This window comes from Mycoplana rhizolycopersici (assembly GCF_013378445.1).
Classification (GTDB): Bacteria; Pseudomonadota; Alphaproteobacteria; order Rhizobiales; family Rhizobiaceae; genus Mycoplana; species Mycoplana rhizolycopersici.
Map to the genome: position 1 here is coordinate 178,558 of NZ_JABXYK010000007.1, position 17,706 is coordinate 196,263.

Sequence of the window (17,706 nt, forward strand, 5' to 3'; positions counted from 1 at the left end):
AAGGACAACAGGAAAATGACGCATTCGAAAGACCCGCTGCTGCAGCCTTACCAACTGAGGCACCTGACGCTGAGAAACCGCATCATGTCGACGGCGCATGAGCCGGCCTATTCCGAAGACGGAATGCCGAAGGACCGCTATCGGCTCTACCATGTGGAAAAGGCGAAGGGCGGGATCGCGCTGACGATGACGGCGGGATCGGCGCTGGTGTCGCAGGATTCTCCGCCCGCCTTCGGCAATCTCTACGCCTATTCCGATGAGATCGTGCCGTGGATGAAGAAGATCGCCGACGACTGTCACGAGCACGGCACGGCCGTGATGATCCAACTGACCCATCTCGGCCGGCGCACCAGCTGGAACAAGGGCGACTGGCTGCCGGTTCTTTCCGCGTCCCCCCTGCGCGAGCCCGCCCACCGTGCCTTTCCGAAGGAAATCGAGGAGTGGGACATCGAGCGCATCGTCGGCGACTATGCCGAAGCTGCCCAGCGCATGCAGGCCGCCGGTCTCGACGGCATCGAAATCGAGGCCTATGGCCACCTCCTCGACAGCTTCTGGTCGCCGGCCACCAACCGGCGCGAGGACGAGTATGGCGGTTCGCTTGAAAACCGGACGCGCTTCTCCAACATGGTCGTCGATGCCGTGCGCAAGGCCGTCGGTCCCGATTTCATCGTCGGCATCCGCATGGTTGCGGACGAGGCTTGGGATATCGGGCTTTCGAAGGAGGACGGGATCGAGATCGCGCAGCGGCTGGTCGCCTCCGGCAAGGTCGATTTCCTCAACATCATCAGGGGGCATATCGATCATGATGCGCACCTGAACAACGTGATCCCGATCCAGGGCATGGCCGCCTCGCCGCATCTCGATTTTGCAGGCGAGGTGCGTGCCGCCACGAAGTTCCCGGTCTTTCATGCCGCGCGCATCGCCGACGTCGCCACCGCCCGCCACGCGATCGCCGAAGGCAAGCTCGACATGGTCGGCATGACCCGCGCCCATATCGCCGATCCGCACATCGTGCGGAAGATCGAGCAGGGCCGCGAGGCGCAGATTCGCCCCTGCGTCGGCGCCACCTACTGTCTCGATCGCATCTACGAAGGCGGTGGCGCGCTCTGTATTCACAATGCGGCGACGGGCCGCGAGGCGATCGTCCCGCACATCATTTCCAGGACGGAGGGGCCGGTCCGCAAGGCCGTCGTGATCGGCGCAGGCCCGGCGGGTCTGGAAGCGGCGCGCGTGCTGGCCGAACGCGGCCACGTCGTCGAGGTTCTGGAAGCGTCGGGCCAGGCCGGCGGGCAGATCCTGCTTGCTGCCCGCAATCCGCGGCGCAAGGAGATGATCGGCATCGTCGACTGGCGGCTTTCGGAACTGGAACGCCTGGGCGTGCCGGTGCACTACAACGTCTTCGCCGATGCCGACGAGGTTCTGTCGCGCAATCCCGATCTGGTCGTCGTCGCGACCGGCGGCATCGCCCAGAATCCGGAACTGGAGGCTGGCGACGAGCTGGTCGTTTCCAGCTGGGACATCATTGCGGGGGCGGTCAAGCCGGACGGCCCGGTGCTTCTGTTCGACGATGCCGGCTCCCATTCCGGCATGACGGCGGCCGAACTGATCGCCAATGCCGGCGTCGAACTCGAAGTCGTTTCGCCGGAACGCTACTTCGCACCGGAGATCGGCGGCATGAACCACGTTCCCTATGCCAAGGCGTTTGCCGAGAAAAACGTCCGGGTGACGATCAACACCCGCCTGAAGGCCGTCCGCCGCGACGGCAACGCGCTCGTCGCAACGCTCGGCTCCGATTTTTCCGAGACGGCCCGCACGGAGCGGCGCGTGGCCCAGGTGGTGGTCGAGCACGGCACGATGCCGATGGCCGATCTGTATGTGGAGCTGAAGCCGCTTTCGCGCAACCTCGGCGCTGTCGACTACAAGGCGCTGATCCGTCAGGAAAACCCGATCGGGACGCGCAATCCGGAGGGAACCTTCGATCTGCTGCGCATCGGCGATGCCGTTCACAGCCGGAACATTCACGCCGGGATTTATGACGCCCTGCGTTACGGTGTCCTCTTCTGACCAGCAGGCTCGAATGAGAAAAGCCCGGCAGCGCTTTCGCGCCACCGGGCCACTTCGGCTCCGATCAACCGCTTAGTTGGCGGGTTCCGTTGCCGGAGCGGGGGCTGCCGGGGCCGTGGTCGACGAGGTCGTCGAGGTGTCGACCTGGTTGCTCTCGGCGACCTTCTGCGACAGCGTCTTGAATTCCGGTGCGGCCTGCAGGCTTTCGGCGGTCTCGGTCGTGGTCAGCTTGACGTCGGCATCCTGCGTCTGGTTGACCGAAATATTGTTGAACGGAACGGCGACCCACTTTTCGCCGATGCCGAGGAAGCCGCCGACACCGATCACGGCTGCGGCAACGCCGCCATCCTTCTCCATGATCAGGTCGTTGATCGTGCCGATGCTTTCATCGGCGGAATTGTAGACCGACTGGCCGATATAGGTGTTGGCGCTGATCTGGTCGGCTGCCTGCTCGGTTAGGTAGGTGTCAGTCGTTGCTGCGGTATTCACGGCCGGGTCGGTGGACGGGGTGGTCTGGGCATTGTCCATGCCGTCCATCGGCTTCATCTGGTCAGCACCCGTTGCCGGCGCTGCGGGATCGGTCATCGACGGAGCGGTCTGCGGCTGCGTCGTGTCCTGCGCATAGGCTGCGGGAGCGATGGCGGCGCCGAGGAAAATGGCACCAGCGGCTACGGAATTGAGAAGCTTGTTGGTCATGTCGAACCTGCCTTTCTTTGCTTTGTGTAAAGGAGCGGCGGATCCTGTTTTCTGGCTGTCCGTCCGCACCGGCTGATGCTTGAAGAACTCGTGCAATCCGGAATGGTTCCGCAAAAAAATCATCCGGCAGGAGAGGTGATTTTCGAACAAAATCAGCCCCGGACGACAATCCGGGGCTGCAATGTGCCTTGCTTTCACGCTTGGATTTACAGGCGGAATGCCGGTTCGAACCGGCCCCTGACTGTGATGCCGAGGTCCAGCGTTCGTCCCGCATGCGGATCGGCGGCACGCGCGGCGTCGTCGAGATCCTGATGGGCGGAGGTGACGAGCAGGCGTTCGGCCCTGGCGCCGATGAAGGCAGGGCAGCTCGGCTGCGTCATGGGGACGGCGTAGCGGGCGACCTTCGTGCCGTCCGCGCGATAGACTTCCACGGCGCCCGCGCCCCAGCGTGCGTTCCAGATCAGTCCGTCTGCGTCGCAGACCGATCCGTCGATGCCGCCGGGCGCACGCGTCTCGTCGCAGAGGATCACCGGCTCGCCGGTCGGAAGCCCGGTCGCCGGATCGACGGCAACGCGCATCAGGTGGTTGACGTCGCTGTCGGCGAAGTAGGCCGTCGCCCCGTCGGGAGAAAAGCAGATGCCGTTTGGGATGCTCACATTGGCGAAGAGGCGGGTCACGGTCGTGCCGGCCACATGATAGATCGCGCCGGCGCCCTTCTGGGCGGAACGACCCATCGTGCCGATCCACAGCGAACCGCTCTGGTGGATACGGCCGTCGTTGGAGCGGTTCGCCGGGTTGTCTTCAAGCGGGCACAGAAGCTCCAGTCGTCCGCTGGCCACGTCCCGCACGAACAGGCCCTCGTCCGATACGATCAACTGGCGGTCGGGATCGATGACGGCGAAGACGCTGCCCATGAACGGCAGGTCGTGCACGCGCTTTGCCGATGTGCCGAGGTGCAGTTCGTGCAGCTTCCGGCCCTTGATGTCGAACCACCACGCGGTATCGGTCGCAGGATCGTAGCTCGGTCCTTCACCCAGCTCGCTGTTGACCTGGCAGAGAAAGCTGCCGTTGAAAGGCTGCGCTTCGCTCATGCGGCGCCCCTGTAGACGCTGTCATAGGCGTTAATGGTGATGCGGGCGCGCGCGGCGACGTCGGCGGCAGCCATGCCCGGCTTGTAGAGGCTCGACCCGAGGCCGAAGCTGTTGACGCCGATCTTCGCATAGTCGGCGAAATTGGTCTCCGACACCCCGCCGACGGCGGCGATGATGAGTTCCGGCGGCAGGACGGCGCGGATCGCCTGGATGCCCGACGGTCCGAGCACGCTGGCCGGGAAGAACTTCAGCCCGGTGGCGCCGGCGCGTGCGGCGGCCAGCGCCTCGGTCGGCGTGAAGACGCCCGGCATCGTGACCATGCCCTTCGCCGCCGCAAGCGAGATGACGTCCGGTTCGACATTGGGGCTGACCATCAGGCGGCCACCGGCGGCCTCGAGCGCTTCCACCTGCTGCGTCGTCAGCACCGTTCCCGCACCGATCAGGCAGTCGGCCGGCGCCATCTTCGCAGCGATCTCGATCGAGCGGAACGGGTCGGGCGAGTTCAGCGGGATCTCGATCGCGGTGAAGCCTTCCTCGATCAGGGCGCCGACGACGCCCTCGGTCTCTGCAGGCTTCAGCCCGCGCAGGATCGCGATCAGCGGATATTTCATCGTGGGAAAGGGAATGCGGGTCATGGGGCTGCCTTCCGTTGGGGCATAGGTAAATCGTTAATTGGGCCAGATGGTCCGGGCGGCGATGGCGAGGCCGGCGCGCACAGCGGTATCGGCATCGATGACGACGGGTTCGACGCCGGCTACATCCAGTGCGCTTTCATAAAGTGCGCCGAGTGCGCCGGAGGCAACGAGCGTGACGGGCGTGCCGGGAGGCGCCTCGTCCAGGGCGCCGGCGATTTCCAGCCCGATCAGGATGCCGGACAGGCGCGCCTTCGCATCGGTCGCCGCAAGGCCGTGCAACAGCATGCCGGAGCGCACGCCGAAGAGGAGATTGGTCGCAAGCGCTGGATTGCGAATCGCATCGGTCACCGCGTGCTTGAAGGCAGTACTCGTCCCGTCGAAAGCCTGCGCATCGGCGATCGAATGGCGGAGGATCGTGTGCTTGCCGATCGTGTCGAACAGTTCGCCGGTCATGTAGGTCGAAAAGCGCGTGACCGAACCGTCTGCGACCTCCACCCATTTGCTGTGCGTGCCCGGCATGCAGACCAGGCTCGTGCCCTGCAGGCCGTCGGCGGCACCGAGAAGCTGGGTTTCCTCCCCGCGCATCACATCTGGACGGGCCGTGTCGCGCCTCGCGAGCCCCGGCAGGATGCGGATGTCCGCGGCCGTGCCCGGCACTTTCACGGCGGCCGAAGGAATTGCGGAAAGCGGGCTCGGTACGTCGAGATAGCCGGCCTCGACCCAGCCCTGCTTGGCGCCGGCCATGCCGCAGACGATTACCGGCAGGTCCGCGGGGGCGGAAACGGCGTCGAGATGGCCTGCAAGCACACTTGCGAAGCCGGCCGTCGCAGCCGTGGTCATGCCTTCGCCGCTGCGCCGCTCCGCAAGAACGCCGCCGTCGTCGCCCACAAGCCAGAGCCGGAAACTGGACGTGCCCCAGTCGACTGCGACATAGGCTGGCTTTGCCATCAGAGAACTCCTCCGTCGATAATCATGGATTGTGCCGTCATGCCGCGTGATGCGTCCGATGCCAGAAACAGGCAGGGGCCGACGATGTCTTCGGGCATCAGCGCCCGCTTCAGACACTGCCTCGCCGTCATCGCCTCGATCGCGGTCTCGTCGAGCCAGAGGCTGGTCTGACGCTCGGTCAGCACCATGCCGGGCAGGACCGCGTTGACGCGGATGTTGTCCGGGCCGAGTCTGCCGGCGAGCGTCTTCGTCAGGCCCACAATGCCGGCCTTGGCGGTCGCATAGGCCGGAAACTCTCCCATGTTCAGCCTGAAGGTGATCGAGGAGAAGTTGATGATCGAGCCGCCGCCGGCTTCGCGCATCGACTGTGCCACCGACTGGATCGCAAAGAAATGATGGCGCAGGTTGACCGCCTGGCTTTCGTCCCAGTAGTCGGGCGTCACCCCGGAAAGGTCGTGCCGGTCGTCGCGTGCGGCATTGTTCACCAGCACGCGGATCGGCCCGATCGCCTCGATCGCAAGCGCGATCGTCGCCTGGTACGCCTCGATGTCGCGCACGTCGGCCTTGAGGTAGATGGGTTTGTGCGCCACCCCTTCCGACAGCCGCTGCACGAGCGCATCGCTCGGCCCGTCCGCGATGTCGACGAAGACGACCCGCGCTCCCTGATGGGAAAAGGCCTCGACCAGCGCCGCGCCGATTCCCGACCCGCCGCCGGAAATCAGCACGCCCCGATCCCTCAGGTCCGGATAGGACGCAACGCTCACGGACATGACGCTCTCCCGTCGGTTTGTGTTGCCATTTGTTCCAATATGTGGAACATATTTTGAATATGTGGAATTATCGGCAGGCGCATGGTCTTGTCAAGCAAGGGAGAGGCGGAGGCGATGGAGGAACGGGACGGCATCGGCGCCTCCAATTCGAACACCGGCACGCTCGGCAAGGCAGTCGCGGTGCTGGAGCTCGTTGCGATGGCGGAACGGCCGATGCGCTTCACCGATGTCTTCGATCGCGCGGGACAGCCTCGCGGCACGCTGCACCGGCAGCTCAGCCATCTGGTCGAGGAGGGGTTGCTGGAGCTCAACGCCGATCACTGCTACGAGCCGGGCCTGCGCCTGCTCAAGCTGGCATCCCGGACCTGGATGCGCAGCGACCTGCGCCGTTTCGCCGCTCCCCATCTGCAGGCCCTGCATGAACTGACGGGGGAAACCGTCCATCTGGGCGTTCTGAAGGGCGCCGAGATCATTTATCTCGACAAGGTCGAAAGCCGCCAGGCCGTTCGCATGGACTCGCAGATCGGCCGCGCCTCGCCGGCCTATTGTACCGGAATCGGCAAGGCAGCACTTGCGGCACTGCCGGAGGGGATGCTGGGACCGCTGCTGGACGGTGTGGAGCTGCGGCGCTTCACGCCCCAGACGATCGCGGACAGGCCCGCCCTCGAGGCGGAGCTTGCGGCGATCCGCAGTGCCGGCCATGCCTTCGACCGTGAGGAGCACGAGGTGGGAATTCGCTGCGTTGCCGCCGCGATCGTTGATGCCGGGCATTCCCTTGTCGGCGGCATATCGGTGACGGGGCCTGCCTACCGGGTCGGCGAAGACGCACTGGCGGACTGGGCTCCGCAGGTTCGGCGCGCCGCGCAATCCGTCGCGGGCGAGCTGGCAGCGCGACTTGGCCCCGGCGGCGCCTGAACGTCGCAATTCGATACACCCGCCAGGATTGTTCCGTGCAACCATTTTACCGTAAATTAGAAAATCGCGCTGGACGGACGCGAGGGGCGCCGCTAGCTTCTGATTCAAGTGAACATTTCTGGGTGCTTCGGTCTTGCAGAGTTGTGCGAGTGGCGTCCCGCGGAGCATAATCTCCAAGATAGGTTCAGGGTGTCAGTTGCTTCTGCCGTGCATGAACCATGCGCGCCGTCGTTCGCTTCGGAAAGAAACGGAATGAGTGAACAGTTTCTCGCGATCGCACCAGAGACGCCTCCGCGCTGGGCGCGGCGGTTTGCCGAGGTGGAACGCGAGGACGATGTCGCGGTGCTGCTTCGCGATCTGACTGCTGAATATGGTCTTGTCGGCTATCTGCTCATCAACCTTCCCCCATCTGCCTCCACCGAGATCGCGCCGTTCGTGCTGATGACGAACTGGCCTGCGGAGATGCTTGAAGGTTACGATCGGGAAGGGCTCGTCCACGGCAGCCCCGTCATCGGACGCCTGCGCATCAGCACGATCCCGTTTTCCTACGAGGCGGTCGCGATCAACTCGGTCCGCCTGGACGGGAAATCCCAGGTCGCCAATTCTCTCTTCGGCCGGTTCGGACTGCCGCGAGGCGCCTATTTCCCCGCCCACAATCCGCTCGGGCAGCGCGGCGCGCTGGCCTTCGGCGGAGAGCGCCCGGCCTTGTCGCATCTGGAAATGGCCGAACTGAACGCCATTGCCAACCTCGCTTTCACCACAGTGCTGGATTGCCGGCTCGATGGACGCCGGCCGATCGCGCTTTCACAGCGCGAAATAGAATGCCTGTCCTGGGTATCGGCCGGCAAGACCAGCGTGGAGATTTCCGGCATCCTCGGGCTGTCCGAGTATACCGTGAACCACTACCTGAACCGGGCGACGCGCAAGCTCGATGCCGTCAATCGCGTGCAGGCGGTCGCCAAGGCGATGCGTGCCGGCATCCTGCAATGACGGTTCGGGTCGGGAAACTGAAATTCAGGTCAGCCTGAGCAAGAACGGAGCTCATGAATGCGGGGCGAGATGACGTTGGACGAGACGGGACGCGGCGGGCAGCGGGATGTGAGCGCTGAAATCGCCGCGCTGGAGACGCAGTTCGATATCGTCCGCTTTCTTCGCCGGACGGGCGAGCAGTTCTCGCTCAAATACTTCATGGCGTTCTCGTTGCCGGGATTTGAGGCGGACAAGCTCTCGCCGCACTCCATCGTCAGCAACTGGCCGGCCGAACTGATCGCCAAGTATGACGCGTTCAACATGGTTCGCCGCAGTCCGAGCATCCGCAAGCTGCGCACGACGACCGTGTCCTTCTCCTATGAGCTGGCGAAATGGGTCGAGGATACCGCGCAAAAGGAGAAGCCGATCGCCGAGCTTGCCGAAATGATGCGGCAGCATGGTGTGCTGACGGGGCATTTCTTTCCCGTCCACGATGCGCTCGGCAACCGGGGCGTCGTCGCCTGGTGCGGCGAGGAGCCGTCGATCAGCTTCGAAAGCCGCATGCTGCTGCAGATGATCTCGATCCAGGTCTTCAACCGCCTGGCGGAGATCGGTGCCGCCTGGAAGACGGGGCAGGTCAGCCTCACCGACCGCGAGGTGGAATGTTTGAGCTGGACCGCAGCCGGCAAGACGAGCCTCGAGATTGCCGAAATCCTCGGCCTTTCCGAACACACCGTCAATCACTACCTGAACCAGGTGACCCGCAAGCTGGAGGCGGTCAATCGCACACAGGCGGTCGTCAAGGCGATCAGGCGCGGCCTGATCACCTGAGCTTCCTGGGCACCACCATCGCACGTTGAACCTGACGGCATCTTTGGCGAGGTGGGGCTACTGTCCGAAAAACGTTCCGCTTGCACGATGAATGCGCTATCAACGCGCCAATTCATTCAGGCGAGGCAGACATGGCTGACGTTTCCAAGGATCAGGTACTGGATAGGCTTCGGACGGTGCGCGGTCCGGACATGGAAGGTAACATCGTCGATCTCGGCATGGTCTCCGACGTCTTCATCTCCGACGGTAAGGTCTATTTCTCGATCACCGTTCCCGCCGAACGTGCCAAGGAACTCGATCCGATGCGGGCGGCGGCCGAGCGGGTCGTGCGCGATATTCCGGGCGTCAAGGCGGCCATGGTGGCGCTGACGGCGGACAAGAAGGCCGGTGCCGCCTCGCAGCCGGTTTCCCGCCCCGCCCCGCAGGCTTCCGCCGCGCATTCACACGCCGGTCACGCGCATGCACCCGCAGGCGGTCCGGCGCCGCGCGCCAAGATCGGCATACCCGGCGTGGGCGCGATCGTGGCCGTCGCCTCGGGTAAGGGCGGGGTCGGAAAGTCGACCACAGCCGTCAACCTGGCGCTGGCGCTGAAGGCAAACGGCCTGCGGGTCGGCATCCTCGATGCCGACATCTACGGACCGTCCATGCCGCGCCTCCTGAAGATTTCCGGGCGGCCGCAGCAGATCGAGAACCGCATCATCAAGCCGATGGAGAACTACGGCATCAAGGTCATGTCTATGGGCTTTCTCGTCGACGAGGAGGTGGCGATGATCTGGCGCGGGCCGATGATCCAGTCGGCGCTGATGCAGATGCTGCGGGAAGTGGCCTGGGGCGAACTCGATGTGCTCGTCGTCGACATGCCGCCCGGCACGGGCGATGCCCAGCTGACCATGGCCCAGCAGGTTCCGCTCGCCGGCGCCGTAATCGTCTCCACGCCACAGGACCTGGCGCTGATCGACGCCCGCAAGGGACTGAACATGTTCAACAAGGTCGAAGTGCCGGTGCTCGGCATCATCGAGAACATGAGCTACTTCATCGCCCCCGACACGGGAAACCGCTACGATATCTTCGGTCACGGCGGCGCGCGCAAGGAAGCCGAGCGGATCGGCGTGCCCTTCCTCGGCGAGGTGCCGCTGACGATGGATATTCGCGAGACGTCGGATGCCGGCACGCCCGTCGTCGTCTCCAATCCGGAAGGGGCGGCAGCCAAAACCTATCGCGAGATCGCTACGCGTATGTGGGAAGGCCTCAAGGCCCGCCAGGCGGCAGGCGGCCGCACTGCGCCCGCGATCGTTTTCGAGTGAGCGCCGCCGGAAGATGGCGGGAATGAGGCGGGGCTTGATTTTGATGTTGCGCCGCGCAATATGCCTTTCCGCCGTGCGGTCCTGAGCGCGGCCAGACAAGGCAAAGGTGAGCGTTGGTCTTCCTCGGAGCCACCCGCAATTGATTACCGTCTATCGTTCGAACGGGGAAGCGCTGCTTCTGACGCCCGAGATGATGGCGGATTCCGCCTCGGTTCCTCCGGGCGTCGTCTGGGTCGATCTCCTGTCTCCCACCCATGAGGAGGACGCGTTCGTCGAAAAACTGCTCGGCATCGACGTTCCGACCCGCGACGAGTTGAAGGACATCGAGCCCTCGAGCCGCCTCTATATGCAGGACGATGTGGTCTACATGACCGCCTCGCTCGTCTACAAGGCTGACAGCGAGCAGCCGCAACTCACCGATGTCGCCTTCATCCTGACCGATCACTGCCTGCTGACGATCCGCTATGCCGAGCCGCGCGCGTTCGATCTCTTCCGGACAGCGATGCCGCGCATCACCGGCGGCTGTCGCTCCGGCACGGTTATGATCACGCGTCTCATGGAGACGATCGTCGATCGCACCGCCGAGATTATGGAGACTTCGGTGGCCAAAGCCGACACGCTGTCTCTGGAGGTCTTCGGTGACAAGCGCCATCTCAGCCGCAGGCCGCCGCGTTATCTCGAGGACCGGCTGATCGCGGTCTCCGCCCTGCATCGCCTCGTCGCCAAGACCCGCGACAGCCTCATGTCGCTGTCGCGGTTGATGACGTTCCTCTACGCGACCCCGGTTCTGCAGCCCGATCGCGAGAGCCGGGAGTTGTGCCGCACCGTTTCGCGCGATATCCAGTCGCTTTCGGAGCACGCGAGTTTCATCGCCAGCAACATTTCGTTCCTGCTCGATGCCTCGCTCGGCCTGATCAATCTGGAGCAGAACCAGATCATCAAGATTTTCTCGATCGCATCCGTGGTCCTGCTGCCTCCGACGCTGATCGCCTCGGTTTATGGTATGAACTTCGACATCATGCCAGAGCTCCACGTAGGCTACGGCTACCCGTTGGCGCTGGGCGCAATGGTGGTGTCTGCCGTGATACCCTTCCTCTTTTTTCGCTGGAAAGGCTGGCTCTAGAGCCTGTTCGCAACCATGTCGCATCCCCAAGCACATGCCGCAGCCGGAAGCAGCCGTGTGCGCGCGCTCTTTGCCCTCGCACTCGGGTCGGTCGGGGTCGTCTACGGCGACATCGGTACGAGCCCGCTCTACGCATTCCGCGAGGCGCTGCGCCCGATCTCCCACGACGGCGTCACCTGGGACGAGGTGGTCGGCCTGATCTCGCTCGTTATCTGGACGCTGACGATCATCGTCACCCTGAAATACGTACTTTTCCTCCTGCGCGCCGACAACCAGGGCGAGGGCGGCACGCTTTCGCTGCTGGCGTTGTTGATGAAGACGGCGAACGGCCACAGGGCGATCCTGTTCTTCATGGGGATCGCAGGCGCAGCGCTCTTCATCGGCGATGCGATGATCACACCGGCACTGTCGGTTCTCTCTGCCGTCGAGGGCCTGAAGCTCGTCACGCCGACCCTGTCGGACTACGTGGTGCCGATCTCCGTCGTGATCCTGGTGATGCTTTTTGCCGTCCAGTCCTGGGGAACGCATGCGGTTTCCAAGTTCTTCGGGCCGATCACCGCGGTGTGGTTCATCGTGATGGCAGTCGCCGGTGCGGCGCATCTGAGCGACGACTTTACCATCCTTGCAGCCTTCAACCCGCTCTATGCCGTCAACTTCCTCTATAGTGACGGCTATCTCGGCTTCGTGGTTCTCGGTGCCGTGTTCCTGACGGTGACGGGGGCCGAAGCGCTCTATGCCGACCTCGGCCATTTCGGCCGGCGGCCGATCCAGTGGGCGTGGTTCTGTCTCGTTTTCCCGGCGCTGACGCTGAACTATCTGGGGCAGGGGGCGCTCGTGCTGAAGCACCCCGAGGCGATCGACAATCCGTTCTTCCTGCTGTTCCCGCAATGGATGCTGCTGCCGATCGTCATCCTGGCCACCGCCGCCACTATCATCGCCAGCCAGGCGGTGATCACCGGCGCGTTTTCCATCACCCGCCAGGCGATCCACCTCGGCTTCCTGCCGCGCATGGAGATCTTCCACACCTCGGAGACACAGACGGGGCAGATCTATCTGCCCGCCGTCAACGCCATCCTGCTCTTCGGCGTGATGATGCTCGTCTTCCTGTTCGGCTCGTCCGAGGGGCTGGCGACGGCCTACGGTATCTCGGTCACCGGCGCCATGGTCGTCACCACCGTGCTGGCCTTCGAGTTCCTGCGCATGCGCTGGCGCTGGAAGGCTTCGACCGCGGTCATGGTTCTTCTTCCGCTGTTCCTGCTGGAGCTGACCTTCCTCGGCGCAAACCTGCTGAAGATCCACGACGGCGGATATGTGCCTATCCTCATCGCGGCGGTCTGCATGCTTCTGATGTGGACATGGGTGCGCGGCACCGCACTGCTGCGCGAGAAGACGCGTCACATCGAAGTGCCGCTGGAGGCCTTCGTGAAGTCGATCGAGAGGAAGAGCGCGCACGCGCCGGTTTCTGTTTCCGGCACCGCGATCTTTCTGACGAGCGATCCCGAATCGGCGCCAGCCGCCCTGCTGCACAACATCAAGCATAACCGCGTGCTGCACGAGCAGAACTTCATTCTGACCATCATCTCGACCAACACCCCGAAGGTAGCGCCGGCCGAACGCTGCAGCGTGGAACGCCTGTCCGACCGCTTTGCCCGCATCCAGGTGCGCTTCGGCTTCATGGAGACGCAGAACGTCTCCCAGGCGTTGGGCCTGTTTCGGAAATCGGGCGTGAAGTTCGACATCATGTCGACGTCGTTCTATCTCGGCCGCCGCAAGCTCGTGCCCGACCGGCATTCCGGCATGCCCTACTGGCAGGATCGTCTCTATATCGCCATGGCGAACGCCGCCATCGATCCGTCCGACTATTTCCGCCTTCCGACGAATCGCGTGGTCGAGCTGGGCTCGCAGGTCATCATCTGACGGCGCTTCCGCCTTGCATGGCGTGCTCACGCCGTCTTCGCGCCAATGTGAACGGCACGTGGACGGATGCGGCCGCCTTGCGGGTTCGAGTGCGCCGGCGTTAACCGTCCATCAAGGTTAATTCTTCATTCTCTGGCAACGAACAGGCCGAACTCGCCCGCTTCCGGGTCGGCTTCAGCAAGTTATATCGCCAGCAGGCCGCGTGCCCTCGCAACCCGGGGGGCGACGATCCCGCTCGGCTGCGTTGTCGGAGTGTATCGGTGCGTATCAGTCGCGTTGGAATGATCAGGCAGGTGCTGCAGCGCCGCGGATGGCGTGCTCCCTTTGCCATCGGGGTCGCCCTTTATGCAGGTTCCGCCGCCGATGTCGGCCACTCGGACCTCGCCACCTTCGTCTCCGGCGTCAATCGCAAGGGCGGCAACCAGCAGCTCGTCATGACGCGCTCGCCGGCAGGTGCCGTCCACGCCGTCGATATCGCCTTCAACGACCCGATCACGACCGGTGCTCTCGCCGGCGGCGCGGGCCTGCAGATGCCGGACGGCGAGCAGGCGTCGTTGCTGAACGCCCACAAGGGGCAGGGCGGCATCCCGGACGAAAAGCGCGTGACGCGCGACCAGAAGAAGGGACGCATCGTCGCCGTGACGCCGGTGGCGCCGCCCAAGGCCTTCACCGCGGGCTCGGTGCTCGACCGCCAGGCCTCGCTGCTTGATCCGGACTTCGACGGCGAGGAGCAGATGCGATTCGCCGCGCCCAAGATCAAGGGCAAGGAAATCGAGATCGCGACCGCCTTCTACCGCAAGAAGCCGGCCGCCGCCGATCCGGGCATCCCCGCAGTGCTCGCCGGCCTCGTCAACAACGACCGCGCCGACGTTCTCGCCACCGCCTATGCGCCGGCGCAGCCGGATTATGCCCGGACATCGCCGTTCGATTCGATTCTGACGAAGAAGGACGACGCCGACGGCCGCTTCGTCCCGAGCATCGCTCCCGAAGACCACGCCTGGGCCGCAGCCGTACTGCCAGCCACCGTCTTCTCCGAGGCGGAACAGAAGTGCCTGACGACCGGCATCTACTTCGAGGCGCGTGGCGAATCGCTGAAGGGCCAGGCGGCCGTTGCGCAGGTCATCCTCAACCGTGTGCGCAATCCGGCCTATCCGGATACGATCTGCAGCGTCGTCTACCAGGGCGAGAAACTGCGGACGGGCTGCCAGTTCTCATTCACCTGCGACGGCATCCCCGACATCGTGCTGGCGCCCTGGCACTGGAAGACCGCCAAGGAGATCGCCATGGCGGTGACAGCGGGAAAGATCTGGCTGCCGGAGATCGGTTCCTCTACCCACTACCACGCAACCTATGTGCGGCCGAACTGGGGGCCGACGATGAAGCGCGTGGCAAAGATCGGCAAGCACATCTTCTACCGCACCTATGGCGGCGGCTGGATCTGACGCCAATGGGGTCCTCTCGACGCTCATTGGTATGAGTCCGGCTGCGGCAATCGGGCGCGGCAGCAGCGATTCCGTGCCGTCGGCCGGCCGGATTCGGCGAAATCTCTGTAATGCATTGAATTTGTTGATTTAATTTCGCACTGGTCAAAGCTTCGCCCCGCCTTGACTATGCAAGCCCCTAAAACTATGTTGCGCCCGACTTCAATCGGGCCTGAAGCTGGCTTAATACCTAGCCGTGAATATGTCCGCATTAGGGCGCAAGCGTCCAGCGGAACCGGGAGGGAAGCGCCATGAAGGGCAGCCGTAAGGGTAGTCTCGAAGAGAGGTTGCAGCGTCTCGATGCGGAGCTCGCAAAGAGGCGTGCAGAGGATACGGCAGGTGATGCCGCGGAGGAGAAGGCAACCGCAAGCCGAAAGGGCTATGCGGAGGCCATGAAGCTCTCAAGCGAATTCATCGCGGCGGTGATCGTCGGTGCCCTCCTCGGCTATCTTTTGGACCGGTTTGTGGGCACGGCCCCATGGGGTATGATCGTGCTGTTGATGCTGGGCTTCTGCGCCGGTGTCTTGAATGTGATGCGTTCGGCGGGAATGGTGGCATCGCCCCATCCGGTCGACAGGATGGCCGGCAGGGATGCGGCCGGCAAGACGAAGAAGGACGGGGCGTAAGCGCCGTCCGTTTTTGAGGAATTCCGCCCGGCGGGCGGCAAACGAGAGAGAAAAAGCGGTGGCAAACGATCCGACCCATCAGTTTCTGGTCAACAAGATTGTTCCGATCGAGATTGGCGGAATCGATTTCTCGTTCACCAACGCATCGCTGTTCATGGTCGCGTCCGCCGCGGTCGCCTCCGGCTTCCTCTACCTGACGACCTCGCAGCGCGGCATCATCCCGAGCCGTATGCAGTCGGTCTCGGAAATGTCCTACGAATTCATCGCCTCGATGCTGCGCGAAGGTGCTGGCAGCAGCGGCATGAAGTTCTTCCCGATGGTTTTCTCGCTGTTCATGTTCATCCTGACGGCGAACCTGCTCGGCATGATGCCGTATTTCTTCACGGTAACGAGCCAGATCATCGTAACCTTCGCCCTGGCACTGTTCGTCATCGGCACGGTCGTTCTCTACGGTTTCTACAAGCACGGTTTCGGCTTCCTCAAGCTGTTCGTGCCCCATGGCGTCCCCGGCGCCCTGCTGCCGCTCGTCGTCACGATCGAGATCATCTCGTTCCTGTCGCGCCCGATCAGCCTCTCCGTCCGTCTCTTCGCCAACATGCTGGCGGGACACATCACGCTCAAGGTGTTCGCAGGCTTCGTCGCCTCGCTCGGAGCCCTTGGCGCGCTCGGTGTCGGCGGCGCGATCCTGCCCCTCATCATGACGGTCGCCCTGACCGGTCTCGAGTTCCTCGTGGCATTCCTGCAGGCCTATGTCTTTGCGGTACTGACGTGCATGTACCTCAATGACGCGATCCATCCGGGCAGCCACTAAGGATAAAGTCGTTGGTGCGTTCCGCACCAGTCCAAGCCGCAACAACCCATTCGAAGGAGTTCATCATGGAAGCGGAAGCAGCAAAGTACATCGGCGCAGGTCTCGCATGCTTTGGCATGGCCGGCACGGCCCTCGGCCTCGGCAACATCTTCGGCAACTACCTCGCCGGCGCCCTGCGCAACCCGTCTGCTGCTGACGGCCAGTTCGGCCGCCTCGTATTCGGCTTTGCCGTTACGGAAGCTCTGGGCATCTTCTCGCTGCTCATCGCTCTGCTGCTGCTCTTCGCCGTCTGATAACGGATGGAAGACCGGACCACGGTTCCAGGCGAGCCGTGGTCCGCTTGAATTTTGCACCTGGAGGTGAGCATGTCTGCGACCGCGGCCAAGGCCGAGTCCATCCCATTCAAGATCGCTCAGGCCGAGACCACGACGGAGACGCAGGACGCTGCTCCGGCAGGTGATGCCCACGGCACCACCGCACCGGCAGGCGAGCTGCATACCGAAACCGGGGTCGCTCACGGTGAGGAGCATGGAAGCGGCGTATTCCCGCCCTTCGATTCTTCGACCTTCGCCTCCCAGCTTCTGTGGCTGGCGATCACCTTCGGTATTTTCTACCTGATCATGTCAAAGGTCATCGTGCCGCGCATCGGTTCGATCCTCGAGACCCGTCATGACCGGATCGCTCAGGATCTGGACGAGGCGTCTCGACTGAAGAGCGAAGCCGACGACGCGATCTCGACCTATGAAAAGGAACTGGCTGACGCCCGTTCCAAGGGCAACGCGATCGCCAACGAGGCGCGCGAAGCCGCCAAGGCCAAGGCGGAAGCCGAACGCCAGAAGATCGAGGAAAGCCTCAACGGCAAGATCGCTGCCGCCGAGACCCGCATCGCCGGGATCAAGGACAAGGCGCTCGCCGATGTCGGCGCGATCGCCGAAGAGACGGCATCGGCCGTCGTCGAACAGCTGCTCGGCAGCAAGACGACCAAGGCCGAGATATCGGCCGCGGTCAAGGCTGCAGGGAAGTAAGGAGCGGACCATGGCATTTGACGCAACTTTCTACGCCTTCGTCGGCCTCGTCCTGTTCCTGGCCCTGATCGCCTATCTCAAGGTGCCGGGCATGATGGGCAAGGCCCTCGACCAGCGCGCCGACAAGATCACCAACGACCTCGCGGAAGCCAAGCGCCTTCGCGAGGAGGCTCAGAGCCTTCTTGCCGAATACCAGCGCAAGCGCAAGGAAGCCGAAGCCGAAGCTGCATCGATCGTCGCGGTCGCCCAGCGTGAAGCCGAGGCGCTGACGGCCGAAGCCAAGCAGAAGACCGAAGAATACGTTTCGCGCCGCACGGCCCTGTCGGAACAGAAGATCAAGCAGGCCGAAGTCGACGCCATCAACGCCGTCCGCGCTGCCGCCGTCGATCTCGCCATCGGTGCCGCCGAGACTGTGATCGCCGCGAAGACAGACGCCGCGGCCGGCAAGAAGCTGTTCGACGACGCGCTCACGGAAGTGAAGGCACGCCTGAACTGATTGC

The 17,706-nt window shown here is 63.8% G+C and carries 18 protein-coding genes; 13 read left to right on the forward strand and 5 right to left on the reverse strand.

Features of this window, described 5'->3' with window-relative positions:
• Positions 1-15 precede the first annotated feature (15 nt).
• Positions 16-2,064: an NADH:flavin oxidoreductase gene (locus HV823_RS13425; protein WP_176950228.1), complete on the forward strand. Its 2,049-nt coding sequence runs from the start codon at positions 16-18 to the stop codon at positions 2,062-2,064.
• A gap of 72 nt (positions 2,065-2,136) precedes the next feature.
• On the opposite strand, the gene HV823_RS13430 is transcribed toward HV823_RS13425, so the two are convergent.
• From HV823_RS13430 to HV823_RS13450, 5 genes are all read right to left on the reverse strand, one after another.
• Complete coding sequence (locus HV823_RS13430) at positions 2,137-2,760, reverse strand: PRC-barrel domain-containing protein (RefSeq protein ID WP_176950229.1); 624 nt, start codon at positions 2,758-2,760, stop codon at positions 2,137-2,139.
• A 206-nt stretch (positions 2,761-2,966) separates the two neighbouring features.
• Complete coding sequence (locus tag HV823_RS13435) at positions 2,967-3,851, reverse strand: SMP-30/gluconolactonase/LRE family protein (protein ID WP_176950230.1); 885 nt, start codon at positions 3,849-3,851, stop codon at positions 2,967-2,969.
• Positions 3,848-4,486: a 2-dehydro-3-deoxy-6-phosphogalactonate aldolase gene (locus HV823_RS13440; protein WP_176950231.1), complete on the reverse strand. Its 639-nt coding sequence runs from the start codon at positions 4,484-4,486 to the stop codon at positions 3,848-3,850. Before HV823_RS13440 ends, HV823_RS13435 begins: the two co-directional genes overlap by 4 nt.
• A 33-nt stretch (positions 4,487-4,519) precedes the next feature.
• Positions 4,520-5,434 carry a 2-dehydro-3-deoxygalactonokinase gene (locus HV823_RS13445; protein ID WP_176950232.1) on the reverse strand — a complete coding sequence of 305 codons (915 nt, stop codon included), beginning with the start codon at positions 5,432-5,434 and terminating at the stop codon, positions 4,520-4,522.
• Complete coding sequence (locus HV823_RS13450; protein ID WP_176950233.1) at positions 5,434-6,204, reverse strand: SDR family NAD(P)-dependent oxidoreductase; 771 nt, start codon at positions 6,202-6,204, stop codon at positions 5,434-5,436. Before HV823_RS13450 ends, HV823_RS13445 begins: the two co-directional genes overlap by 1 nt.
• Positions 6,205-6,318: 114 nt before the next feature.
• Here HV823_RS13450 and HV823_RS13455 point away from each other — a divergent pair, with 114 nt between their 5' ends.
• The 12 genes from HV823_RS13455 to HV823_RS13510 all read left to right on the forward strand — a co-directional run bounded on the left by HV823_RS13455 (position 6,319) and on the right by HV823_RS13510 (position 17,702).
• On the forward strand, positions 6,319-7,119 hold the full coding sequence (locus HV823_RS13455; protein ID WP_176950353.1) for an IclR family transcriptional regulator: 801 nt from the start codon (positions 6,319-6,321) through the stop codon (positions 7,117-7,119).
• 252 nt (positions 7,120-7,371) lie between these two features.
• Positions 7,372-8,109: a helix-turn-helix transcriptional regulator gene (locus HV823_RS26685; RefSeq protein WP_246301335.1), complete on the forward strand. Its 738-nt coding sequence runs from the start codon at positions 7,372-7,374 to the stop codon at positions 8,107-8,109.
• 57 nt (positions 8,110-8,166) lie between these two features.
• Entirely contained in the window at positions 8,167-8,919 is a 753-nt protein-coding gene (locus tag HV823_RS13465) for a helix-turn-helix transcriptional regulator (protein WP_176950234.1), read from the forward strand.
• Positions 8,920-9,050: 131 nt separating this feature from the next.
• Complete coding sequence (locus HV823_RS13470) at positions 9,051-10,223, forward strand: Mrp/NBP35 family ATP-binding protein (RefSeq protein ID WP_176950235.1); 1,173 nt, start codon at positions 9,051-9,053, stop codon at positions 10,221-10,223.
• Positions 10,224-10,362: 139 nt separating this feature from the next.
• A complete protein-coding gene (locus HV823_RS13475; RefSeq protein ID WP_176950236.1) occupies positions 10,363-11,346 on the forward strand; it encodes a magnesium transporter CorA family protein in 984 nt (327 codons plus the stop codon).
• Between the two features lie 15 nt (positions 11,347-11,361).
• The gene (locus HV823_RS13480) at positions 11,362-13,263 is read left to right on the forward strand and encodes a potassium transporter Kup (RefSeq protein ID WP_176950237.1); all 1,902 of its coding nucleotides are present in this window, start codon (positions 11,362-11,364) and stop codon (positions 13,261-13,263) included.
• 281 nt (positions 13,264-13,544) lie between these two features.
• Positions 13,545-14,705 carry a cell wall hydrolase gene (locus HV823_RS13485; RefSeq protein WP_176950355.1) on the forward strand — a complete coding sequence of 387 codons (1,161 nt, stop codon included), beginning with the start codon at positions 13,545-13,547 and terminating at the stop codon, positions 14,703-14,705.
• A 290-nt stretch (positions 14,706-14,995) separates the two neighbouring features.
• Complete coding sequence (locus HV823_RS13490; protein ID WP_176950238.1) at positions 14,996-15,370, forward strand: AtpZ/AtpI family protein; 375 nt, start codon at positions 14,996-14,998, stop codon at positions 15,368-15,370.
• Positions 15,371-15,428: 58 nt separating this feature from the next.
• Positions 15,429-16,181, forward strand: a complete 753-nt coding sequence (locus HV823_RS13495) for a F0F1 ATP synthase subunit A (protein ID WP_176950239.1) — start codon at positions 15,429-15,431, stop codon at positions 16,179-16,181.
• A gap of 65 nt (positions 16,182-16,246) precedes the next feature.
• A complete protein-coding gene (locus tag HV823_RS13500) occupies positions 16,247-16,474 on the forward strand; it encodes a F0F1 ATP synthase subunit C (RefSeq protein ID WP_097135489.1) in 228 nt (75 codons plus the stop codon).
• A gap of 72 nt (positions 16,475-16,546) precedes the next feature.
• A complete protein-coding gene (locus tag HV823_RS13505) occupies positions 16,547-17,206 on the forward strand; it encodes a F0F1 ATP synthase subunit B (RefSeq protein ID WP_176950240.1) in 660 nt (219 codons plus the stop codon).
• A gap of 10 nt (positions 17,207-17,216) precedes the next feature.
• Entirely contained in the window at positions 17,217-17,702 is a 486-nt protein-coding gene (locus tag HV823_RS13510; RefSeq protein ID WP_176950241.1) for a F0F1 ATP synthase subunit B, read from the forward strand.
• Positions 17,703-17,706 lie beyond the last annotated feature (4 nt).